16 protein-coding genes are annotated in these 21412 nt (G+C 65.7%); 8 read left to right on the top strand and 8 right to left on the bottom strand.

Going from position 1 to position 21412, the window contains the following annotated elements; genetic code table 11:
• Positions 1-17: 17 nt before the first annotated feature.
• The 3 genes from KW830_RS14065 to KW830_RS14055 all read right to left on the bottom strand — a co-directional run bounded on the left by KW830_RS14065 (position 18) and on the right by KW830_RS14055 (position 3437).
• Positions 18-1262, bottom strand: coding sequence for a Zn-dependent hydrolase (locus KW830_RS14065; RefSeq protein ID WP_066542018.1), 1245 nt, complete (start codon positions 1260-1262; stop codon positions 18-20).
• Positions 1259-2500 (bottom strand): diaminopropionate ammonia-lyase, encoded by a 1242-nt coding sequence (locus KW830_RS14060; protein ID WP_066542016.1) that lies wholly within the window; start codon positions 2498-2500, stop codon positions 1259-1261. Before KW830_RS14060 ends, KW830_RS14065 begins: the two co-directional genes overlap by 4 nt.
• Positions 2501-2564: 64 nt before the next feature.
• Positions 2565-3437 carry a MurR/RpiR family transcriptional regulator gene (locus KW830_RS14055; protein ID WP_066542014.1) on the bottom strand — a complete coding sequence of 291 codons (873 nt, stop codon included), beginning with the start codon at positions 3435-3437 and terminating at the stop codon, positions 2565-2567.
• 320 nt (positions 3438-3757) lie between these two features.
• On the opposite strand from KW830_RS14055, the gene KW830_RS14050 reads away from it, so the two are divergent.
• From KW830_RS14050 to KW830_RS14035, 4 genes are all read left to right on the top strand, one after another.
• Complete coding sequence (locus KW830_RS14050; protein ID WP_066542022.1) at positions 3758-4558, top strand: transporter substrate-binding domain-containing protein; 801 nt, start codon at positions 3758-3760, stop codon at positions 4556-4558.
• 110 nt (positions 4559-4668) lie between these two features.
• Positions 4669-5331 carry an amino acid ABC transporter permease gene (locus KW830_RS14045; RefSeq protein WP_218333516.1) on the top strand — a complete coding sequence of 221 codons (663 nt, stop codon included), beginning with the start codon at positions 4669-4671 and terminating at the stop codon, positions 5329-5331.
• 17 nt (positions 5332-5348) lie between these two features.
• Complete coding sequence (locus KW830_RS14040; RefSeq protein WP_066542012.1) at positions 5349-5999, top strand: amino acid ABC transporter permease; 651 nt, start codon at positions 5349-5351, stop codon at positions 5997-5999.
• A 46-nt stretch (positions 6000-6045) separates the two neighbouring features.
• A complete protein-coding gene (locus tag KW830_RS14035) occupies positions 6046-6810 on the top strand; it encodes an amino acid ABC transporter ATP-binding protein (RefSeq protein WP_218333515.1) in 765 nt (254 codons plus the stop codon).
• Between the two features lie 126 nt (positions 6811-6936).
• Here KW830_RS14035 and KW830_RS14030 read toward each other — a convergent pair whose 3' ends face one another.
• Entirely contained in the window at positions 6937-7296 is a 360-nt protein-coding gene (locus KW830_RS14030; protein WP_127446263.1) for a DUF3617 family protein, read from the bottom strand.
• Positions 7297-7606: 310 nt separating this feature from the next.
• On the opposite strand from KW830_RS14030, the gene KW830_RS14025 reads away from it, so the two are divergent.
• A complete protein-coding gene (locus tag KW830_RS14025) occupies positions 7607-9451 on the top strand; it encodes an ABC transporter ATP-binding protein (RefSeq protein WP_218333514.1) in 1845 nt (614 codons plus the stop codon).
• Between the two features lie 249 nt (positions 9452-9700).
• Here KW830_RS14025 and KW830_RS14020 read toward each other — a convergent pair whose 3' ends face one another.
• The 4 genes from KW830_RS14020 to KW830_RS14005 form a co-directional block, all read right to left on the bottom strand.
• Positions 9701-9916, bottom strand: a complete 216-nt coding sequence (locus tag KW830_RS14020) for a hypothetical protein (protein ID WP_192334185.1) — start codon at positions 9914-9916, stop codon at positions 9701-9703.
• A gap of 167 nt (positions 9917-10083) precedes the next feature.
• Complete coding sequence (locus tag KW830_RS14015; RefSeq protein WP_066542006.1) at positions 10084-11043, bottom strand: tripartite tricarboxylate transporter substrate binding protein; 960 nt, start codon at positions 11041-11043, stop codon at positions 10084-10086.
• 103 nt (positions 11044-11146) lie between these two features.
• Positions 11147-11602, bottom strand: a complete 456-nt coding sequence (locus KW830_RS14010) for a hypothetical protein (protein ID WP_218333513.1) — start codon at positions 11600-11602, stop codon at positions 11147-11149.
• 133 nt (positions 11603-11735) lie between these two features.
• Positions 11736-14171: a membrane-bound PQQ-dependent dehydrogenase, glucose/quinate/shikimate family gene (locus tag KW830_RS14005; RefSeq protein WP_218333512.1), complete on the bottom strand. Its 2436-nt coding sequence runs from the start codon at positions 14169-14171 to the stop codon at positions 11736-11738.
• Positions 14172-14646: 475 nt separating this feature from the next.
• Between KW830_RS14005 and sbcD the strand changes: the two genes are divergently transcribed.
• The 3 genes from sbcD to KW830_RS13990 all read left to right on the top strand — a co-directional run bounded on the left by sbcD (position 14647) and on the right by KW830_RS13990 (position 21357).
• Entirely contained in the window at positions 14647-15903 is a 1257-nt protein-coding gene (gene sbcD / locus KW830_RS14000) for an exonuclease subunit SbcD (RefSeq protein ID WP_218333511.1), read from the top strand.
• Positions 15900-19337: an AAA family ATPase gene (locus KW830_RS13995; protein ID WP_218333510.1), complete on the top strand. Its 3438-nt coding sequence runs from the start codon at positions 15900-15902 to the stop codon at positions 19335-19337. The genes sbcD and KW830_RS13995 overlap by 4 nt, the downstream gene beginning before the upstream one ends.
• Before the next feature lie 229 nt (positions 19338-19566).
• Positions 19567-21357, top strand: a complete 1791-nt coding sequence (locus KW830_RS13990; protein ID WP_218333509.1) for an NAD(P)/FAD-dependent oxidoreductase — start codon at positions 19567-19569, stop codon at positions 21355-21357.
• The last annotated feature ends 55 nt before the right edge of the window (positions 21358-21412 follow it).

Genomic DNA, 21412 nt, shown 5'->3' with positions numbered 1-21412 from the left:
CAGGCGGTCCGTTGCATTCACATGCGGTTCGCGCGCTCCAGCAGCACCTGCAGCAGCACATTCGCGCCCTGCTCCAGCTGCACGGCATCAGTGTGCTCGCGCACGTTGTGCGACAGGCCTGCGGCCGAAGGCACAAACACCATGGCCGTGGGGCAGACGCGGGCCAGCATCTGCGCGTCATGGCCCGCACCGCTGGGCATGCGCAAGGTGCTCAGACCCAGTGCGCCGGCGTGCTGCTCCACGCTGCGCACCAGCGCGGCATCGAAGGCCACGGGGGCAAAGTCCGCCAGCTGCCGGTGTGCAAAGCGCACCCCGTTCTCGGCCGCGATCTGCCGTGCAAAGGCCAGCACCTCGGCCTGGGCCTGCAGCAGCTTCGCGCCATCGGTGTTGCGCAGATCGACCGTCATCACTGCCTGCGCTGCAATCACATTGATCAGATTGGGTTTGAGCTGCAGGGCCCCCACGGTGCCCAGCTGCCGTCCGCCGTAGCGCGCCACCAGTTCGGCCACGCAGGCGGCGGTGCGCATGGCGCACATGCCTGCGTCATGGCGCAAGGCCATGGGCGTGGTGCCGGCATGGTTGCTGGTGCCGTCAAAGGTGAACTCCATCCAGCAGATGCCTTGCACGCCTTCGACCACGCCGATCTCCACCCCTTGCTGCTCCAGCACGGGGCCTTGCTCGATGTGCAGCTCCACAAAGCTGTCCACCTGCGGCGCTCCCACAGGCGCCCCACCGGCATAGCCGATGCGCTGCAGCTCGGCGCCCACGGTGGCGCCGTTGTCCACGGCCCGGACTGCCAGCGCCTCCTCCAGCGGCATGCCGCCCACCATCACCAGACTGCCCATCATGTCGGGCTGAAAGCGTGCGCCTTCCTCGTTGGTGAAAAACGCCACCTGCAGGGGCCTGCGCGTGCGCAGCCCTGCGTCACATAAGGTGGCCACCACCTCCAGCCCCGCCATCACGCCATAGTTGCCGTCATACAGGCCGCCGGTGCGCACGGTGTCGATATGGCTGCCAGTCATCACCGGCGGCAGGTCTTCGGTGCCGGCATAGGTTGCGACCACATTGCCGATGGCATCGACCTGCACCCGCATGCCCAGTGCCTGCATCTGTGCCACGGTCCAGTCACGGCCGGCCCGGTCGGCGTCCCCCAGGGCCAGGCGGTTGGTCCCGCCGCCCTCTAGCGCACCGAACTGGCCCAGCGCCTTCAGCCGCTGCAGCAGCCGCGCGCCATTGATGCGCAGGGTGTCCATCGCACTCATACGACCACCTTGTCGGCACGCTCAGCCACGGCTTGCGCAGTTTCGCCCACCAGCTCGGCATACAGCACCGGATCGGTCGCCGCCTCGCTGCCGAAGAACAGGATGCGGCTGCCTGCGTTCAGGCCCAGCAGGGCGCGTGCGGTGTCGCTCTGGCTGGCCGCCAGGGCCGCCGCCACACCGGCAACGGCCGACTCGCCGGCGACGATCACCGGATCGGCCTCCAGCGGATGGGCCAGCAGGCGCATGGCCTGCACCGCCGCGCTGTCGGAAATCACGCAGAACGCATCCGTGCCCTTTTCCAGGATTTCCCAGGCCAGGTGCGAAACCTCGCCGCAGGCCAAGCCCGCCATCAGCGTGTCGATATCGCCCGTCACCGCAGTCAGTGCGCCCGCCTTGGCGCTTTGCGCCAGGCAGTCGGCCTTGTCGGGCTCCACCACCACATAAAAAGGGCGGTCGCCCCCATCGCGTTCCCAGAAATAGCCGCAGACTGCTGCCGCCAGACCGCCCACCCCCGCCTGCACAAAGATGTGCGTGGGGCGCTCCTGCAATTGCGCAGCGGCCTCTTCCACCATCAGCTGGTAGCCCTGCATCACATCGCGCGGCACATCCATATAGCCGGGGTAGGAGGTGTCGGAGATCACGAACCGGCCGTGCATCTGCGCATCGGCATCGGCCTGGCGCACGGCATCGTCGTAATTGCCGCTGGTGCGCACCACCTGCGCACCGTACTGTGCAATGGCCTCCTTGCGGCCTTCGCTCACCGTGGCGTGGATGTAGATCACACACTGGCAGCCGAAGCGCTGCGCGCCCCAGGCCACGGAACGGCCATGGTTGCCATCGGTGGCACAGGTCACGGTGATGTTCTGGCACAGCGCACGCATTTCCGGGCGCAGCAGATCCTGGGTGCCAAGCGCACGGCCGAGCTTGCGCCCCAGCTCGCGGCACAGCAGACGGGCCACCGCATAGGCGCCGCCCAGCGCCTTGAAACTGCCCAGGCCAAAGCGGCCGCCTTCATCCTTGTAGTGCACGCTGGCCACGCCCAGTGCGCGGGCCAGCGCAGGCAGGCTGTGCAGGGGCGTGGGGGCATAGCCTTGCCATTGCGACAGCTCGCGCTGCGCCAGGGCCAGCGCATCGGCCCCCAGGATGTCGGTGCGACGCGCACCATACGGCGTCATGCGGTTGGCGGCAGGGTTGGCAAAGCAATCCACGGTCAGGGCCGGGAGGGAAGCAGAAGTCATAGGGGCTTTCAACATCAGGGACAGAGAGAGGGGGAGAAGACACATCACGCCCGCCAGCGGCGGGTCACAGCTGGGGTTCCAGGTCATCCAGCGCCACATGCAGGCGCTCGATGCGTTCCAGCCGCTCCTGGGTAGGAACGCGCTGCTGCTGGGCCAGGGCGCTGGCCAGAAAGTTCACCAAGCTGACGGCACACACATAGGAATCGAACAGGCCCTGCGGGCTGCTGGCGCCACAGCGCAGCACCACCTGGGCCTGCATGGCCAGGGCGGACACCGGCGCATCGGTCAGCACCAGCGTCTGGGCCCCCACGGCCTGCGCCGCAGCCAGCAGGCGCGGCAGGCGCGTGCTGCGGCGGCGAAAGTCCACGGCCAGCAGCACATCCTTTTCCGAGGCACTGGCCAGCAGATCCGCTTCGCGCCCAGCCACATCGTTGAGGCTGCCGACCTCGCCCCGCACCTGGGCCAGCAGCGACTGGGCATAGAACGCGGTCAGGTGGCTGTGGCGGTAGCCCACCACCCAGACCTTGCGCGCCCTGACCAGCATGGCAATCGCCGCTTCCAGCTGCGCCTCGGGGATGGACTCCGCCCAGGCATTCAGCAGGCTGGCATCGGCCTGCAGATGGGACTGGAACTGCTGCGCCAGGCTGCGCTTGCGGCGTGGCTGCTCCATGCGCGCCAGGGGCGACTGCTGCAGCTGCGCCGCCCGCAGGGCCTGGCGGAATTCGTCATACCCGGCATAACCCAGGCTGCGGAAAAAGCGCGCTGCGCTGGACTTGGACGTGCCAGCCAGTCCGGCCAGTTCCGTGGCCGAATAGCCCAGCAGCTCCCGCTGTCGGGTGAGCACCATATCGGCCAGCTTGCGTTCGGCCGAGGACAGCTGGGCATAGACATGGCGGATGCGGGCATCCAGCGTGCTGGGATTGAGCGAATCGTGCATGGAATGGAACCTTGTCTCCAATTTGGGGAGCGCGCACCACCATGGGGCGCGGCTTGCACCGTTCATGAAACGAACGTGCCAAAAATATGAAACATAGGCACAAAAGTTTCAAAAACACCGTCCCTGCTTGCAAAACCGATGCCTGCTTTGGCGCTCTGTAGAAAAAGCCATCGGCAGTCCCCCAGGTCGGCACGTACACCCGGGGTGCGGACACCGTCCGGCACCGCCCCGGCACCGCAAACAGAAACCCGCGTTTCAAGCTGGCACGGTAAATGCTCAAGCAGTGCACCCGCAACTTTTTTGCTTCCCGGAGTGCACCCATGTCCTTGAGCCGCCGCACCTTCACCGCCACCACACTGGCCGCCATCGCCCTCTCCGTTTCTGCCGGCGCCATGGCGCAAGAGGACAAGTCGCTGCAGCGCGTGCTCGACAAGAAGTCGATCGCCCTGGGCATTCCCACCGATTACCCTCCCTACGGCTTCATGGGCCCGGACTTCAAGCCCACCGGCGTGGACGTGGCCACGGCCCAGCTGATTGCAGACAAGCTGGGCGTCAAAGCCGAATTCGTGCCCCTGAGCACCCCCAACCGCATTCCCTACCTGCAGGCCAACAAGATCGACCTGATCGTCTCGGCCCTGGGCAAGAACGAAGAGCGCGCCAAGGTGATCGACTTCACCACCTCGTACGCCCCCTTCTTCCAGGCCGTCTTCGGCCCCAAGGACATCGCCGTCAAGAGCTTTGACGACCTGGGCGGCAAGACCCTGGCCGTGACGCGCGGCACCATCCAGGACGAGGCGCTGCTGCACCTCGCCCCCAAGACGCTGAAGATCCAGCGCTTTGAAGACGACAACGCCACCATGGCCGCCTTCATGACGCAGCAAACCCAGTTCGTGGCCGTGGGCGCGGCCGTCGCCGGCGCCGCACTGGCCAAGAACCCCAAGGTCCAGGCCGAATACAAGCTGCTGATCAAGGACTCGCCCAACTACATCGGCGTGCGCAAGGGCGAGACCGCGCTGCTGAACAAGGTCAATGACATCCTGCGCACCGCCAAGCAGGACGGCACGCTGAACTCCTACTCCAAGAAGTGGCTGGGCCGCGACATGGGCAATCTGCCGGACTGACCGCCGGTGGACTTCCGGGAGGAACCCCATGGGTCCCTCCCGCCTGGCGCGTCCGCGCCGCCAGGACCTGACTTTGGATATTGCACAGAATCGAGAACGGGGCCACGCCCATGGAAATGAACTTCGCAACGGTGCTGGGCCAATGGCCCATGCTCCTTCAGGGCCTGTGGCTCACCGTGCTGCTGACGGCCTTTGCCGTGCCACTGGGTGTGCTGCTGGGCATCGCCTGCGCCTGGATGCGCCTGCACGCCGGCCTGGCGGTACGCACCCTGGTCGCCTCCTATGTGGAGGTGTTCCGCAACACCCCTTTCATCATCCAGCTGTTCTTCCTGTTCTTCGGCCTGCCCTCGCTGGGCCTGCGCATGTCGCCCGAGGTGGCCAGCGTGCTGGCCATGACGCTGAACCTGGGAGCCTACGCCTGTGAGCAGATCCGTGCCGGCATCGAAGCCACGCCGCGCGGCCAGATCGAAGCTGCCCAGTGCTTGGCACTGAACCGCATGCAGATCTTCACCCGCGTGGTGCTGCCACCCGCCCTGAGCCGTGTCTGGCCGGCACTGACCGGGCAGATCATCATCGTGATGCTGGGCTCTGCCGTGTGCAGCCAGATCTCGACCGAGGAAATCTCCTACGCCGCCAACCTGATCTCCAGCCGCACCTTCCGCAGCCTGGAGTCGTACATCGTGGTCACCCTGGTCTACCTGGGCCTGGCCGTGCTGCTGCGCCAGTTCCTGAACTGGTTCGGCCCCCGTTGTGTCTTCGGCCGCCGTCGCTGATTTCGGAGTGTTTCCCCATGGTTGAATTCACGTACTGGGACATTGCCCGCCAGCTGCTGCTGGCTCTGCGCTGGACAGTGGGCCTGTCTCTCATCGCTTTTGTCTGCGGCGGCCTGCTGGGTCTGGGCCTGCTGGTGCTGCGCCTGTCCAAGCTGCCCGGGGCCGTGCGCGCCGTGTCGCTCTATGTGCAGCTGTTCCAGGGCACGCCCCTGCTGATGCAGCTGTTTCTCACCTACTTCGGCATGGCGCTGATCGGCATCGAGACCTCGGCGCTGATGGCGGCCGCCGTGTGCCTGACGCTGTATTCCGCCGCCTATCTGTGCGACATCTGGCGCGGCTGCGTGGAGGCCGTGCCCCACGGCCAATGGGAGGCTTCGTCCTGCCTGGCCATGAGCTTCACCGAACAACTGCGCCACGTGATCCTGCCCCAGGCCATGCGCCTGGGCATTGCCCCCACCGCCGGCTTTGGCGTGCAGATCATCAAGGCCACCGCGCTGACCAGCGTGATCGGCTTTGTGGAAGTGACCAAGGCCGGGCAGCTGATTGCCAACGCCACGTTCGAACCCTTCCTGGTCTACGGCTGCGTGGCCGCGCTGTACTTCGTGCTGTGCTTCCCGCTGTCGCTGTGGAGCCAACGCATGGAAAAACGCCTGCGTCCCCGCACCTGATGGCACGCCTCCCCCTGTTTCCCCTGACGACTTCTGGATTGCGCACATGAACGCCCCTGCATCCTCTCCTTCCACCTTCCCCCTGGTCGACATCCACGGCCTGCGCAAGCGCTATGGCAGCAACGAAGTGCTCAAGGGCGTGGACCTGCAGATCAACCGCAGCGAAGTGGTGTCCATCATCGGCAAGAGCGGCTCCGGCAAGAGCACGCTGCTGCGCTGCATCAACGGCCTGGAAACCTTTCAGGAAGGCCAGCTGCTGGTGCATGGCCAGCCGCTGCAGGCCGACAACGCCCAATCCCTGCGCGAGCTGCGCAAGAACGTGGGCATGATCTTCCAGAGCTTCAACCTGTTCCCCCACCTGAGCGTGGGCCGCAATGTGATGCTGGCCCCCTCGCTGGTGATGCGCCAGCCGCAGGACACTGCCCGCGCGAATGCCGAACGCCTGCTGGACCGCGTCGGTCTGGCCGAGAAGTTTGACGCCATGCCGGACCAGCTCTCCGGCGGGCAGCAGCAGCGCGTGGCCATTGCCCGTGCCCTGGCCATGGACCCGGAAATCCTGCTGTGCGACGAAGTCACCTCGGCCCTGGACCCGGAACTGGTGGCCGAAGTGCTGGGCGTGGTGGAAAGCCTGGCCGAACAGGGCATGACGCTGATCATGGTCACGCACGAAATGAGCTTTGCCCGCAAGGTCAGCGACAAAGTGGTCTTCATGCACCAGGGCAAGGTGCACGAAGTCGGGGCACCGGAACAGATTTTCGGAGCGCCGCAAACGCCGGAACTGCGCCAGTTCCTGGGCATGGTCACGGCCTGATACCTGCACCTGCCGCCCGGCGCGCCCTGTGGGCGCCCGCCGCTCGGTGGTACCGGCAGCCGCAAACCGCTGCCGGTACCACCCAGGCCACTCTGCCCCGGACCGGGCAGCGGCGCCTTCACCCGGTCACTGGGGGCAGGCACCTTTCCATTGGTAGTCCTGCGCCAGGTGCATGGAACGGGGACCAAACTGCAGCTGGCTGCGCACTTCCAGACGGTCCGGCGCCGGGCGCCGGAACTCCATCACCGCCGGCACCAGCTCACGTCCGTCCTGCGGGCACCGCAGCTCCAGCACACCCAGCGCGTCGGTGTTGCTCGTCAGCTGGATGGTGCAGCGCTGCTCAGACTGCACCGTGGTCACCAGCTCCTGCAGACCACGGGCCAGGCCCTCGGCCGACAGACAGCCCAGCTGCGGCGGCGTCGCCTTTTCCGCGTGGTCGACACGGCTGGTCAGCTCCCACTGCCCGCCGGGAATGGTTTTCAGCACTTCGATGTCCTGAACCGTTGGGCCTTGCGCGGCCTGCACAGCCCCTGCCAACAGGCACATGGCCAGCCATGCGCTCCCGCCCTTCATCCGTTTGCAATATGCTTTCAATCTCTACCTGCTTTCGCTTGAATCGGCGGCCCCTGTAGCTCGCAGCAGCCCGGGCAAAGTATAGGCAGCGATCGCACCCGCCACGGGATACTGGCGCCGGCAGAGGTGGAGCCAATCTCCCCGCCACCGCACGGGCATCACCCGGGCCTTTTCCACCGGGTGGCCGCCCCACTACCATGGGCAGTACAAGGAGAGCTCGATCTTGTTCGGTTTATTTGAAAAACAGGTGCCGCCCTATCCGGCAACAGAACCCCCGGTGCCTCCCAAAGGCTTCTTTGCCTTTATCTGGGCCTGCACCCAGGGCATGCGCGGCTGGATTGCGCTGTTAACCCTCACTTCGGCCCTGCTGTCGGTGTACGAAGCACTGCTGTTCGCCATCATGGGCCATGTGGTCGATTGGCTGGGCACGGTCTCGCCCGCCAACTTCTGGGAACAGCAGCGCGGTACGGTGCTGGGCATTACGGCCATCCTGCTGGGCAGCGTGGCGCTGCTCGCCCTGCACACCCAGGTCATGCACCAGGTGCTGGCCATCAACTTTCCGATGCGGCTGCGCTGGGTCTTCCACAAGCTGATGCTGGGGCAGAGCATGTCGTTCTATGCGGACGAATTTGCCGGCCGCATCACCACCAAGATCATGCAGACCGCGCTGTCGGTGCGCGAAGTGGTGTTCATGGTGGTCGATGTGCTGGTCGGGGTCGGCGTCTACATGATCGGTATCCTGATCCTGGCAGCCAGCTTCGAATGGCGGCTGATGATTCCCTTCGCCATCTGGTTTGCCGCCTACATCGCCGCCTGTTTCTACTTTGTGCCGCGCCTGGGGCAGATCGGCAAGAAGCAGGCCGATGCGCGCTCGATGATGACCGGCCGCGTGACCGATGCCTATACCAACATCGCCACCGTCAAGCTGTTCGCCCACACGCGCCGCGAGGCCGAGTACGCGCGCAACGCCATGGAGGCCTTCAAGGCCACGGGCTATGCGCAGATGCGCCTGGTCAGCCAGTTCGAGATCACCAACCACCTGATGATTGCCCTGCTGCTGCTGGGCAGCGGCGGCACCGCCCTCTACCTGTGGACCCAGGGCCATGCCAGCGCCGGCGTGGTGGCAGCGGTGATTGCCATGGCGCTGCGCCTGATGGGCTATTCGCACTGGGTGATGTGGCAGATGACCGGCCTGTTCGAAAACGTGGGCACCATCCAGGACGGCATCACCACCCTGACCAAGCCCCGCTCCATCGTCGATGCGCCCAATGCCCAGCCGCTGCAGGTCACGCAGGGGGCCATTGCCTTTGAAGGCGTGGATTTCAGCTACAAGGACGGCGGCAAGAAAGTCATCGACCAGCTGAATCTGCAGATCCGCCCGGGCGAACGCATCGGTCTGATCGGCCGCTCGGGCGCCGGCAAGTCCACGCTGGTCAATCTGCTGCTGCGCTTTCACGAGCCGCAAAGCGGCCGCATCACCATCGACGGCCAGGACATCCGCCATGTCACGCAAGACAGCCTGCGCGGCGCCATCGGCATGGTCACGCAGGACACCTCGCTGCTGCACCGCTCCATGCGCGACAACATCCTCTACGGCCGGCCCGATGCCTCCGAGGCCGAGATGCGCGCCGCTGCCGACAAGGCCGAGGCCTCGGACTTCATCGCCACGCTGACCGACCTCAAAGGCCGCAGCGGCTATGACGCCCAGGTGGGCGAGCGCGGCGTCAAGCTCTCGGGTGGCCAGCGCCAGCGCGTGGCCATCGCCCGGGTGATGCTGAAAAACGCCCCCATCCTGCTGCTGGACGAAGCCACCAGCGCACTGGACAGCGAGGTGGAAGCCGCCATCCAGCACAGCCTGGATGGCCTGATGCACGGCAAGACGGTGATTGCCATTGCCCACCGCCTCTCGACCATTGCCGCCATGGACCGGCTGATCGTGATGAACGAAGGCCATATCGTCGAAGAAGGCACGCACCAGCAACTGCTGGCCAAGGGCGGCATCTACGCCAAGCTGTGGGCCCACCAGAGCGGGGGCTTCCTGGCCGAGCCGGAGGACCCGGAGGACTGAGGCAGGCAGCAGCGGCCGGCGCATCCCCCAGGCCGTGGGGGCATGCCGCACGCCCTCCGCTGCGCGCGTCTGCGGTGCCGCCGTCACCGGTTGCATCGATGGCATCTATGGCATCGGTTGCGCCGGACGTGAGAACACAAGAGGCCGCACGCGCGGCGGCGCTATCAGCGCATGTCCATAAAAAAACGGGTGCCTTGGCACCCGTTTTTTGCATCCGGCACCCATCGGGTGCCGCCCTCATCTTCACTGTCAATAGCGCTGGCCATAGCCGCCGGGCGGTGGGCCCGAGGGCCGACCATCGCGGTCCCAGCGGCCGTCGCCGTCGCGGTCACCTCGGTGGTCATAACGGCCATCGCCACGACCGCCGTCCCTGCCATGGTCGTGCGGCGGAGGCAGTATGCAGCCCGTGAGGGCCGCCGCAGCCACCGCGGCGCCAGCCATTGCCAGCCAACGGGATGTACGCATGGGTTCGTCCTTTCCTGCAAGTGGTGATGGCACCAGCATGCCACCGCTTTGCACGCCGCTGTCCATCACGCAGGTAAAGACTGTAAGCAGCCTGCGCAGGCAGGCAGCGGGGACCGCACCGGAGCCGCGGGATGTGCCTGGGCTCCGGGTAGCGGTCAGCACCAGCCTCAGTCGTTCAGGCCCATGCTCTGCACCAAAGCCTTTTCACCCGCAAACGTGGTGCGTGCGAACTCGGTGTAGGTCTTGGCATCACGGTAATCGGTGCGGATGCCGTAGTTCTTGACGACGCGCTGGAAGTCGGGGTCCTGCAGCGCTGCCTTCACGGCCGCATCCAACTTCTCCACGATGGGCTGGGGCAGCCCCTTGGGACCGCCCACGCCCAGCGGAGACGGCACGACCACGTCATAGCCCTGCTCCTTGAAGGTCGGCAGATTGGGGAAGGCGGGCGAGCGCTGCTCGGACGCAATCGCCAGCGGACGGACCTTGCCCGATTCGATGAAGGTCATGATGCTGTTGGTGGACACCGAGGACTTGATGTGACCGGCCAGCAGCGCGTTCACGTTCTCGGCATCGCCCTTGAACGGCACATGCACAAATTCCGTGCCCACGGCCTTGCCCAGCAGCACCATGGCCACCTGGTTGCCGGAATACTTGCCGGGCGTGCCGTAATCGATGGCGCCGGGGTTCTTCTTGGCGTAGTCCACCAGATCCTTCAGCGTCTTGTGCGGCGCCGTCGCGGACACGCCCAGAATGAAGTCATAGGTGGCAAACGAGGCGATATAGGTCACATCGCGGATCGGGTCGTACGGCGTTTTCTGCAGGTACGGCTGGCGGAAGATGCCCACCGGGGTCAAGGTCAGCTTGTAGCCGTCGGGCTTGGTCTTGAGCATTTCCACCACGCCCATGGAACCGCCGGCACCGGGACGGTTTTCCACGATCACGCTCTGCTTGAGCAGCTTGCCCATGCTGTTGGCCAGGGCACGCGCCAGCACGTCGGTGGTCCCGCCGGCCGCGTAGGGCACCAGCAGGGTAATGGGTTGGTTCGGGTAGTTGGCCTGGGCCTGGGCACCGGTAGCCCACAAAGCGGCCACGGCACAGGCCACGGCACCCCACGTACGACGCTGCATTCAAGTCTCCTCTTGCTCTTGCTTGCTCGAAAGAGCTTGCAATGTAGGTGCGTACTCCGGGGCAACCTTTACGGGAAACCCACATCAAGGGTTTACCCTTTATTCATCCATTCCCTGAGGCCCGATCCCAGCAATGGCGCGGCTTGTCGACCCGTTCCAGCAGCAGCGCAGCGCCTTCGATTGTCCAACACTTGTCATTTAGGCGACAAATCACAGGTTCATTTGCCGCCGCTTCGCGGGCTGCAGGATGGTCTTGCGCGTCACTCACCGCCGCCCCAAAGGCCTGACCCCGCCATCCGGTTCTGCAGAAAACGCACAGACCAAACCAAACCAAACCAAACCAAACCAAACCAAACCAGACCAGACCAGACCAGACCAAACCAAACCAGACCAGACCAGACCAAACCAAACCAAACCAAACCAGACCAAACCAAACCAAACCAAACCAAACCAGACCAGACCAGACCAGACCAGACCAGACCAAACCAAACCAAACCAAACCAGACCAGACCAGACCAGACCAGACCAGACCAAACCAAACCAAACCAAACCAAACCAAACCAAACCAAACCAGACCAAGCCAGGTCAGGTCAGGTCAGGTCAACTCCGCAGCCGCTGGCAGATGCAAAAAAGCCCGCCCTCCTTGCGGAGGGCGGGCCTGTGTGTCACGGGGCCGCAGCCCCGGCCGCTGCCTACTTCTTGGGCAGTGCGTAGGCGATCACATAGTCGCCCTTGTCGGTGGTCATGCGGGCACCACCGGCAGACACGACCACGAACTGGCGACCCGATTCGGGCGACAGATAGGTCATGGGCGTGGCCTGGGCCCCCACGGGCAGACGGCCCTTCCAGACCTCCTTGCCGCTCTGGTTGTCAAAGGCGCGCAGGTAATAGTCCTGGGTTCCGGCATAGAAGGTCAGGCCGCCTGCCGTGGCGAACGGACCGGACAGCGAAGGCATGCCCACCGGCACCGGCAGACCAAAGCGCACGCCCTGGAGCTTGCTGTCTTCCACCGTACCCAGCGGCACCTGCCAGGCAATCGACTTGGTGTTCAGGTCGATGGCCGTCAGATTGCCCCAGGAAGGCTGGTGGCAGGGCAGGCCGAGGAAGGAGTTGAACGCACCACGGATGGACTGGAAGGGTGTGCCTTCCTGCACGTGGGTGGCCCACGAAGCGTTGGTGATGTCGTTCTTCTTCAGCGACTCCAGCTTTTCCTGGGCGCCTTCCTGCGGGTGCAGGAAGCCGATCTGTGGCATGACCATGTCGTTGACGATGAGCATGTTGGTACGCGGATCGTAGGCGTGACCACCCCAGTTGAAGCCACCGTAGTAGCCGGGGTAGATCAGCGTCATCTGGTCGGTCAGCTTGGTGTACGGGCCGTCATATTTCAATTGCTTGAACTTGATGCGGCAGTACAGCTGGTCGAACATGGTGGCGCCCCACATGTCCTTTTCGGTCAGTGTGTTCTTGGCCAGCTGCGGCATGCCCACGGACCAGGGCTGGGTGGGCGATGGTGCAGCATCGCCTTCCATCACGCCCTGGGGCGCGGGCTTTTCTTCCACATCCGCCAGCGGCTTGCCGTTGGTGCGGTCCAGCAGGAACAGCTGGTGGGTCTTGGTGGCCAGCACCAGGCCCGGGGTATTGCCACCCTTGCCATCGGGCACATCCACCATGGTGGGAGGCGTGCCGTTGTCATAGTCCCAGGTGTCCATGTGCAGGGCCTGGAAGTGCCATGCTTCGCGGCCGGTGTCGGCCTTCAGTGCCACCACGGACGTGGAATACTGGTTCATCTCGGGTGTGCGGTGCGCACCCCAGAAATCGGGCGTGGCATTGCCCAGCGGCAGGTAGATCAGGCCCAGCTTGGCGTCATAGGCGCCATGCGACCAGAAGTTGGGCGTGCCCTTGGTGTAGGTCTGCCCTTCGGGAGGCAGCTTGGTGATCGCAGGGTTGCCCAGATCCCAGGCCCATTCCAGCGCGCCATCCTTCAGGCTGTAGGCACGCACCACGCCGGAAGGTTGCTCGGTCTTCTTGCCGTCCCAGACCCAGCCGCCGATGACCACGCGGTCACCCGCCACCAGCGGCTGCGACGTGGGCATGTAATAGAAGTCCTGGTACTGGCCCATGCCCACGCTCAGGTCGGTATAGCCCTTGCCGGTGTCACCAAAGCCATCGCAGACTTCACCGGTCTTGGCATCCAGCGCCCACAGGCGTGCGTCCTTGTCGGTGGTGATGATGCGTGCGCTGCACTTGGCGGGCGCCGGTGCGGCGGGCGCGCTGTCGCCGCCTTGGGCAGCGGGAGCAGCCGATGCCACGGCAGGCACTTCGTAGTAGGCCACGCCACGGCAGCGGCTCCACCACTTGTTCTCACGCGTCTTGGGATCGAACACCCACTTTTCTTCGCCGGTTTCGGCGTTCAGCGCGATGACCTTGTTCTGCGGTGTGCACAGGTAAACCGAGTCACCCACCTGGATGGGGGTGTTCTGGTCTTCGTTGCCGCCACCGGTTTTGGCACCGGTGCGGTAGGTCCAGGCCACTTCCAGCCCCTTGACGTTGTCGGCCGTGATCTGGTCGAACGGTGCAAAGCGGTTGCTGTGGTCGTCGCGGCCGTAGTGCGTCCAGCGGTTGTCCGGGCTGCCAGCATCGCTCACCACTGCCACTTGCTTGACGATGTCCACACCCTTCTTGGCCGTGTTTTCCACCGTGTTGTGGGGCGTGAAGATCGAAGCAGCACCCGCCAGCACCACCACGGCCTGCACGGCTGCGGCAGGCAGGGCAATGGCTTGGGCCGGCGAGCGCAGCGAACGCAGTGCCAGCGCGGCAAACAGGCCCAGCACCAGCACCGGCGCCAGACGCGGCACCAGCCCCCAGAATGCGGTGCCGACTTCTGCCAGCGCCCAGATGGCGGTGGCAATGACCACCACCAGATACAGCAGGGCACCCAGCGGCTTGCCGCGCACCAGCAGCACGCCGGACACCACGGAGGCAGCCCCGGCGATCAGGTAATACCAAGACCCACCCAGCGTGACCAGCTGGATCCCGCCAATCAGCAGCGCCAGACCCACCAGCGCCAAGACAACGCCCAACACGCGCGGCCATACGGGCACGCGGTTCGGCACATCAGCTTGTGACATGTTGATTCCTATGTTTCATTCAATCGATACCAGAATGATTCTAGGAAGCCCGACCGTTTTCTGCAGAGGGTTGCAGCGCCTGTAGGCAGCAGGCTGCAAAACAAAATATTACCAACAGGTATCTAGAAAATAAAATCTTGCAAATGCAATACAAGCATTTGAATTCAAATGTATTTTTTATTTTCAGAAAGCACTAAAAATACAGTAATCTGCATAAAACCTTCTCTTTATTGCGTATTTGGACCGCACCTTCACGCCCCCACGCAGGTGCCCCAAGCACCATCTGGCGCATCCCGAGCGACCGACCAGTTATTCCCAAAAAGAATGTCATATCCAACGACATTCCTACCAACAGCCGGCCTGGCAAGCTGCCAACGACCAGCCTCGCAGCACCACCCCAGGCAGTCGCTACCATGGCGTGTTCGGCGGCACAGGCTGCGCCGCCCCTGTCACGTCTTCTTCTTTCCCTTTTCGCATGCGACTGCTTCACACCTCCGACTGGCATCTGGGCCAGCACTTCATGGGCCAAAGCCGCCAGGCCGAGCACAGTGCGTTGGTGGACTGGCTGCTGACCCAGGTGGAAGCACATGCGGTGGACGCGGTGGTGATTGCGGGCGACATCTTCGACACCGGCGCACCACCCAGCTATGCGCGCGAGCTGTACAACCAGCTCATCGCCCGCCTGCACCGGGCCGGCGTGGCCCTGCTGCTGCTGGGTGGCAACCACGACTCCGTCAGCGTGCTGGACGAAAGCCAGGACCTGCTGGCCTACCTGGGCACCCGGGTGATTGCCGCTGTGGGTGAGGCCTCCGGGCATGTCGTCACATTGCCGCTGCGCGGCCAGCCGGCAGAGCCCGGCTGCATCGTCTGCGCCCTGCCCTTCATCCGCCCGCGTGACGTGGTGCACAGCCAGGCGGGGCAAAGCGCCCAGGACAAACAGCTGGCACTGCAGACGGCCATCCAGACCACCTACCAGCAGGTGTATGACGCCGCCGTCGCATGGCAGACGGCGCTGCAGCAAACGCTGGGACGCAAGCTGCCCATCGTGGCCACCGGCCACCTGACCACCGTGGGCGCCAGCAGCAGCGAATCGGTGCGCGAAATCTATGTGGGATCGCTGGAAGCCTTCCCCACCACCGCCTTCCCGGCGGCCGACTACATTGCGCTGGGCCATATCCACCAGCCGCAGAAAGTTGGCGGACTGGAACACATCCGCTATTGCGGCTCACCCATCGCCCTGGGCTTTGATGAAGCACGCCAGACCAAGCAGGTGCTGCTGGTCGATCTGAACGAAGCCGGCCTGCAGGCCGTCACCCCCCTGCCGGTGCCGGTGTTCCAGCCCCTGGCATCGGTGCGCGGCACGCTGGCGGAATTGCCCAGCGCCTTGCAGGCCCTCGCTGCCAGCGCCACCCCGGAGCGCCCGGTCTGGCTGGAAGTCACCATCGAGGAAGACGATTACCTGACCGATCTGGCACCCCGGGTGCAGACACTATTGGAAGGCTTGCCCGTGCAGCTGCTGCGTATCAAGCGCCAGCGCGGCACTGCGGCGGCCCAGCTCACGGCCGACGCCAGCGAATCGCTGGATGAACTCAGCCCGCAGGAAGTCTTTGCCCGCCGCCTGGCGCAGGAAACGCTGGAGCCTCCGCTGCAGCAGGCCCTGACCACACGCTACCACCAGGTGGTGGAGCGCCTCACGAGTGCGACAGAAGATGCCCAAGGAGGAGCGGCATGAAGATCCTCAAGCTGCGCCTCAAGAACCTGAACTCGCTGCACGGTGAGTGGCAGATCGACTTCACCGCCGCACCGTTTGCCGACAACAGCCTGTTCGCCATCACCGGCGCCACGGGCGCAGGCAAGTCCACGCTGCTGGATGCCATCTGCCTGGCGCTGTACCACCAGACCCCGCGCCTGGCCACCATCAGCGCCGGCAGCAACGACCTGATGACGCGCCACACCGCCGACTGCCTGGCCGAAGTGGAATTCGAAGTCCAGGGCACCGTCTACCGCGCCTTCTGGAGCCAGCGCCGCGCCCGCGACAAAGCCCAGGGTGCGTTGCAGGCCCCCAAGGTGGAACTGGCCAGGGTCGCAGACGGTCACATCCTCAGCAGCCAGAGCGGCGACAAGCTGCGGCAGATTGCACAGCTCACCGGTCTTGACTTTGCGCGCTTCACCAAGTCCATGCTCCTTGCCCAGGGCGGCTTTGCGGCCTTTTTGCAGGCCACGGCCAATGAGCGCGCCGAATTGCTGGAAGAGCTGACCGGCACCGAAATCTACGGCCAGATCTCGCAAGCCGTGTTTGAACACGCCCGCGACGCACGCCAGCAGCTGGACAAGGCCCAGGCCCAGGTCGATGGCATGCAGCTGCTCTCCAGCGAGGCACGCGCCCAGCTGCAGCAGGACAGCGACCGCCTGCAAGGCGAGCTGGCCCAGGTGCAGAGCGATCACAGCGCCACCCTGGCCCTGCAACGCTGGCACCAGCAAACGGCACAGGCCGCGCACGATGCCGAGCAAAGCGGCCAGGCACACACCGCCGCCCAGCAGGCCCTGGATGCCGCCGCCCCCCAACTGCAACGCTTGCAGCACCATGCCCCCGCCCAGGTTCTGCAACCGCTTCACCAGCGCTGGCATCATGCCCAGGCCCTGCTGCAGGGCAGTGCCGCCCAGCTGCAGCAGCTGCAGTCCGCGCAGGACAGCACCCGGCTGCGACAGCTGCAGCTGCACCACCAGGCGCATGTGCTGGCCGACCGCGCAGCCCAGTCCGCACAGCACGCACTGCAATCGCTGCAGGCGCAAGAAGCAGCCCTGCAGCACTGGCGCACGGAACACGCGCGTTTTGCGCAGCTGGGTGAACGGCTCAGCGGCTGGCAGCAGCAACTGGAACAGCAGCGCCACGTACAGCAGCAGCATGCCGCGCAACAGCTGGAACTGCGCCAAGCCACCACCCGGTGCACCCAGCTGCAGCAAGACACGGCGGCACAGAACGGGGAAGTGGCCGCAGCCGGGCTGGCACACCAGCAGGCCAGCGCGGCTGCGGCACAGGCGCAGCAAGCCCAGGCGCAGCGCCTGGCACCGCACGGCGGCAGCCTGCCCCCGTTGCGTGCCCAGTGGCAAGCGGCGCAGCAGTTGCAACATGCCTGGCAGCAGCTGGAAGCCCACGCGGCCCAGCGCCGCCAATGGGCCCTGCAGCAAGCCCGGACCGAAGAGGCGCTGCAGACCAGCACCGACCAGACCGCACAGCAGACGCAGGCGCTGGCCCAGCTGCGCGCCCAATACAAGCAGCAAAAAGAGCGGGTGGCCGACAAGCAGAAGCTGCTGGAACAGGAGCAGCGCATCCAAAGCCTGGAAGCCCACCGCCATGCACTGCAACCCGGAGAGGCCTGCCCGCTGTGCGGTGCCATCGAACACCCGGCCATTGCGGCCTACGCAGCGCTGGACCTTTCGGCCACCCAGACCGCCCTGCAACAGGCCCGCGCCACGCTGGATACATTGCAGGCAGAGGGCGAACAGCAGGCCAGCGCCCATGCCGCCCACCAGGCCCGGCATGCCGCGCTGCAGGCGCAGCGCGATGAACTGGCAGCCCGTATCCCCGGCTGGGAGGCGCAATGGACGGCACTGTGCGCCGGCCTGCAGCAGTCCCCCGCCGCCAACGCCTGGCAACAGCCCGAGGCGCTGGCCGATGCCCGCACCCACGCCGCGGCGCAACTGGAGGCGCTGTCCCATGCCTTGCAAGCCGCCGAAGCAGGCGAGCACGCGCTGCAGTCCGCCAAAGATGCCAGCCAGCAGGCCTTGCAAGGGCTGCAAGCCGCACAGCACCGGCTGGACAGCCTGCAGCAGGCCCAACGCGACGCAGCGGCCCAGCAGCAGCGCAGCACCCAGGCGGCCCAGGCCCTGGAAACAGAGGCCGCCACGCTGACCCAGGCCTTGCGCACCGCCGTCGAAGCTGCAGGCTACCCCTTGCCGCCCGATAGCGACCACCCGGCCTGGCTGCAGGCCCGCCAGGCGGAATGGCAGACCTGGCAAAGCCAGCACAGCCAATGGCAGGACACGGTGCGCCAGCGCGATCTGCAGCAGCACCTGTGCGCCAGCGCCCAGCAGGACGCCGCGCTGTGGCAGGGCCGCTGGCAGCAGTTGCAGCCATCCCTGGCCGCTCCCGCACCGGCGGCCACCGCCCTGCCCGGCGACCTGGCCGACTGCGTGCTGGCCCTGGAGCAGCAGCACCAGCAACGGGCCACGCTGGAAGGCCAGATCCGCCAGTTGCAGACCACGCTGGCCCAGCAAGGCGACGACGCCGCGCAGGCCACATCGGACTGGACGCAGGCCCTGGCAGCCAGCCCGTTTGCCGATGCAGCGGCCTATACCCAGGCCCTGCTGCCCGCCGCCGAGGTGGAGCGCCTGACCGCCCTGCAGCAGCAACTGCACACCGGGCTGCAACGTGCCACCACGCTGCATGCCGAGGCGCTGCAACGCCACCAGCAACTGCGCAGCCAGGCACTGACCGATACCGCGCCCGACGCCCTGGCCGCGCAATTACAGGCGCTGGAAGCGCAGCGCACTGCCCTCAGTGAACAGATGGGAGCCACCCGCGCCCGGCTGGATGACGATGCCCGGCGCCACCAGGGCCAGCAGGCCTTGCTGCAGCAGATGACGGCGCTGACCGAAGACAGCGACCTGTGGCAACGCCTGGACGGGCTGATCGGTTCGGCCAGGGGCGACAAGTTCCGCAAATTCGCCCAGGGGCTGACGCTGGACCACCTGCTGCACCTCGCCAACCGGCATCTCACCCGACTGCATGGCCGCTACCTGCTGCGCCGCAAGCCCACGGGCGAGCTGGAACTGGACATCGTGGACAGCTGGCAAGGCGACGCGGCGCGCGATACGCGCACGCTCTCGGGCGGCGAGGCCTTCCTGGTCAGCCTGGCGCTGGCACTGGCGCTGTCCGATCTGGTCAGCCACAAGACCTCGATCGACTCGCTGTTCCTGGACGAAGGCTTTGGCACGCTGGACGGCGACACGCTGGAAGTGGCGCTGACCGCCCTGGACGCGCTGAACGCCAGCGGCAAGATGATCGGCATCATCAGCCACGTCGAAGCACTGAAGGAACGCATCCCCGCCCAGATCCGGGTGGAAAAAGGCGGCGGCGTGGGCCATTCGCGGCTGGTGATCTAGGCCCGGCGGCGCGGGGACTGCACTGTGCGCCGCCCTTCCCTCCCGATCGGCCCACAGGCCGTGGAAGCCGGCTGCACCTGCGGTGTATGTGGCGCCTGCATGGAACGCTATGAAAAACCGCGCTGCCACCGCTCCGTTCCCGAGCCTGCTCCAAGGCCACCCCGCACGCGCACGCTGCATCGGCGTGCTTTACCGTACCATCCAGGCCCTTGCTTGATAGGTACAAGCCATGATCCGGATTGCAGAACTCAAACTCCCCCTCTCGGCAGTGGAATACCACCCCGAGAACCACACCGAATACCAGCCCATCGCCAAGCTGACCGCCCTGGCGGCCGAGCGTCTGGGCATTCCCGCCAGCGCCATTGCCCGGCTGCATGTGCACAAACGCAGTTTTGACGCCCGCAAGAGCGCGCTGCTGGCGGTCTATATCGCCGACATCACCCTGGCCGATCCGGCGCAGGAAGCCGCCCTGCTGGCCCGGTTTGCCGACCAGTCCCATGTGAACCCCACGCCGGACATGGCGTGGAAGCCCGTGGGCGCAGCCCCTGCCACGCTCGCCGACAGCGAACGCCCGGTGGTGGTGGGTTTTGGCCCTTGCGGCATTTTTGCCGCCCTGGTGCTGGCACAGATGGGATTCCGCCCCATCGTGCTGGAACGCGGCAAGGAAGTGCGCGAGCGCACCAAGGACACCTGGCGCCTGTGGCGCCAGCGCGAGCTGACACCCGAGTCCAATGTGCAGTTTGGTGAAGGCGGCGCCGGCACCTTCTCCGACGGCAAGCTCTACAGCCAGATCAAGGACCCGCGCCACCTGGGCCGCAAGGTGATGACCGAGTTTGTGCAGCACGGCGCACCGGAAGAAATCCTCTACGCCGCCCACCCCCATATCGGCACCTTCAAGCTGGTCAAGGTGGTGGAAGGCATCCGCGAGGAAATCATCCGCCTGGGCGGCGAGATCCGCTTTGAGCAGCGCGTGACCGATGTGCAGATCGACGGCGAAGGCGCACAACGCCAGCTGACGGCCCTGCAGGTGCTGAACCAGGCCACGGGCGAAAGCTATGCCCTGCCCACACAGCACGCCGTGATGGCCCTGGGCCACAGCTCACGCGACACCTTTGCCATGTTCTACGAGCGCGGGGTGGCCATGGAAGCCAAGCCGTTCTCGATCGGCTTTCGCATCGAACACCCGCAAAGCATCATCGACCAGGCCCGCTGGGGCAAAGATGCCGGCCACCCCCTGCTGGGCGCGGCCGACTACAAGCTGGTGCACCACGCGGCCAACGGCCGTGCGGTCTACAGCTTCTGCATGTGCCCGGGCGGCACCGTGGTGGCGGCCACCAGCGAACCCGAGCGCGTGGTCACCAACGGCATGAGCCAGTACTCGCGTGCCGAGCGCAATGCCAACGCCGGCATGGTCTGCGCCATCAACCCGGAAGACTTCCCGCGCGATGCCAAAAGCTTTGCCTGGGCCTTTGACGGCAAGACCTATGGCGTGGAAGATCTGGCGGAAGGCCAGTTCCACCCGCTGTCCGGCATCGTCTTCCAGCGCCAACTGGAGTCCAAGGCCTTCCTGCTGGGAGGACGCAACTACAGCGCCCCCGGTCAGCTGGTGGGTGACTTTGTGGCCGGCACCGAATCCAGGGAATTCGGCAGCGTGGAGCCCTCGTACAAGCCCGGCATCCACCTGACCAATCTGCACCATGCCCTGCCGGCCTACGCCATCGAAGCCATGCGCGAAGCCCTGCCCGCCTTCGGCAAGAAGATCCGCGGCTACGACATGCCCGATGCGGTGCTGACCGGCGTGGAAACGCGCACCTCCTCGCCGGTGAAGATCGGCCGCGGCGCCGATTTCCAGAGCGAAAACACGCGCGGCCTGTACCCGGCCGGTGAAGGCGCCAGCTACGCCGGCGGCATTCTGTCGGCCGGCGTGGACGGCGTGAAGGTGGGTGAGGCCGTGGCCTGCGCCATGCTGGGGCTGGAGCTGCCGTCGTCCGGCATCCGCAGTTCGGGCGGCGCGGCGTAACTCCATTGAACGCCCCCTGCCGTGTGGTGCGCTGCCTCTCTCAAGGGGATGGGGA

The sequence above is a fragment of the Comamonas sp. CMM03 genome (assembly GCF_019218715.1).
In the GTDB taxonomy this organism is placed as follows: domain Bacteria; phylum Pseudomonadota; class Gammaproteobacteria; order Burkholderiales; family Burkholderiaceae_C; genus Comamonas; species Comamonas terrigena.
This window is presented reverse-complemented; position numbering and strand designations above follow the sequence as displayed.

Excerpts from the sequence above, each read along its gene's own strand:
- KW830_RS14065 (WP_066542018.1), bottom strand. The coding sequence starts at position 1,262 with ATGAGTGCGATGGACACCCTGCGCATCAATGGCGCGCGGCTGCTGCAG.
- KW830_RS14060 (WP_066542016.1), bottom strand. The coding sequence starts at position 2,500 with ATGACTTCTGCTTCCCTCCCGGCCCTGACCGTGGATTGCTTTGCCAAC.
- KW830_RS14055 (WP_066542014.1), bottom strand. The coding sequence starts at position 3,437 with ATGCACGATTCGCTCAATCCCAGCACGCTGGATGCCCGCATCCGCCAT.
- KW830_RS14050 (WP_066542022.1), top strand. The coding sequence starts at position 3,758 with ATGTCCTTGAGCCGCCGCACCTTCACCGCCACCACACTGGCCGCCATC.
- KW830_RS14045 (WP_218333516.1), top strand. The coding sequence starts at position 4,669 with ATGGAAATGAACTTCGCAACGGTGCTGGGCCAATGGCCCATGCTCCTT.
- KW830_RS14040 (WP_066542012.1), top strand. The coding sequence starts at position 5,349 with ATGGTTGAATTCACGTACTGGGACATTGCCCGCCAGCTGCTGCTGGCT.
- KW830_RS14035 (WP_218333515.1), top strand. The coding sequence starts at position 6,046 with ATGAACGCCCCTGCATCCTCTCCTTCCACCTTCCCCCTGGTCGACATC.
- KW830_RS14020 (WP_192334185.1), bottom strand. The coding sequence starts at position 9,916 with ATGCGTACATCCCGTTGGCTGGCAATGGCTGGCGCCGCGGTGGCTGCG.
- KW830_RS14015 (WP_066542006.1), bottom strand. The coding sequence starts at position 11,043 with ATGCAGCGTCGTACGTGGGGTGCCGTGGCCTGTGCCGTGGCCGCTTTG.
- KW830_RS14005 (WP_218333512.1), bottom strand. The coding sequence starts at position 14,171 with ATGTCACAAGCTGATGTGCCGAACCGCGTGCCCGTATGGCCGCGCGTG.
- sbcD (WP_218333511.1), top strand. The coding sequence starts at position 14,647 with ATGCGACTGCTTCACACCTCCGACTGGCATCTGGGCCAGCACTTCATG.
- KW830_RS13995 (WP_218333510.1), top strand. The coding sequence starts at position 15,900 with ATGAAGATCCTCAAGCTGCGCCTCAAGAACCTGAACTCGCTGCACGGT.
- KW830_RS13990 (WP_218333509.1), top strand. The coding sequence starts at position 19,567 with ATGATCCGGATTGCAGAACTCAAACTCCCCCTCTCGGCAGTGGAATAC.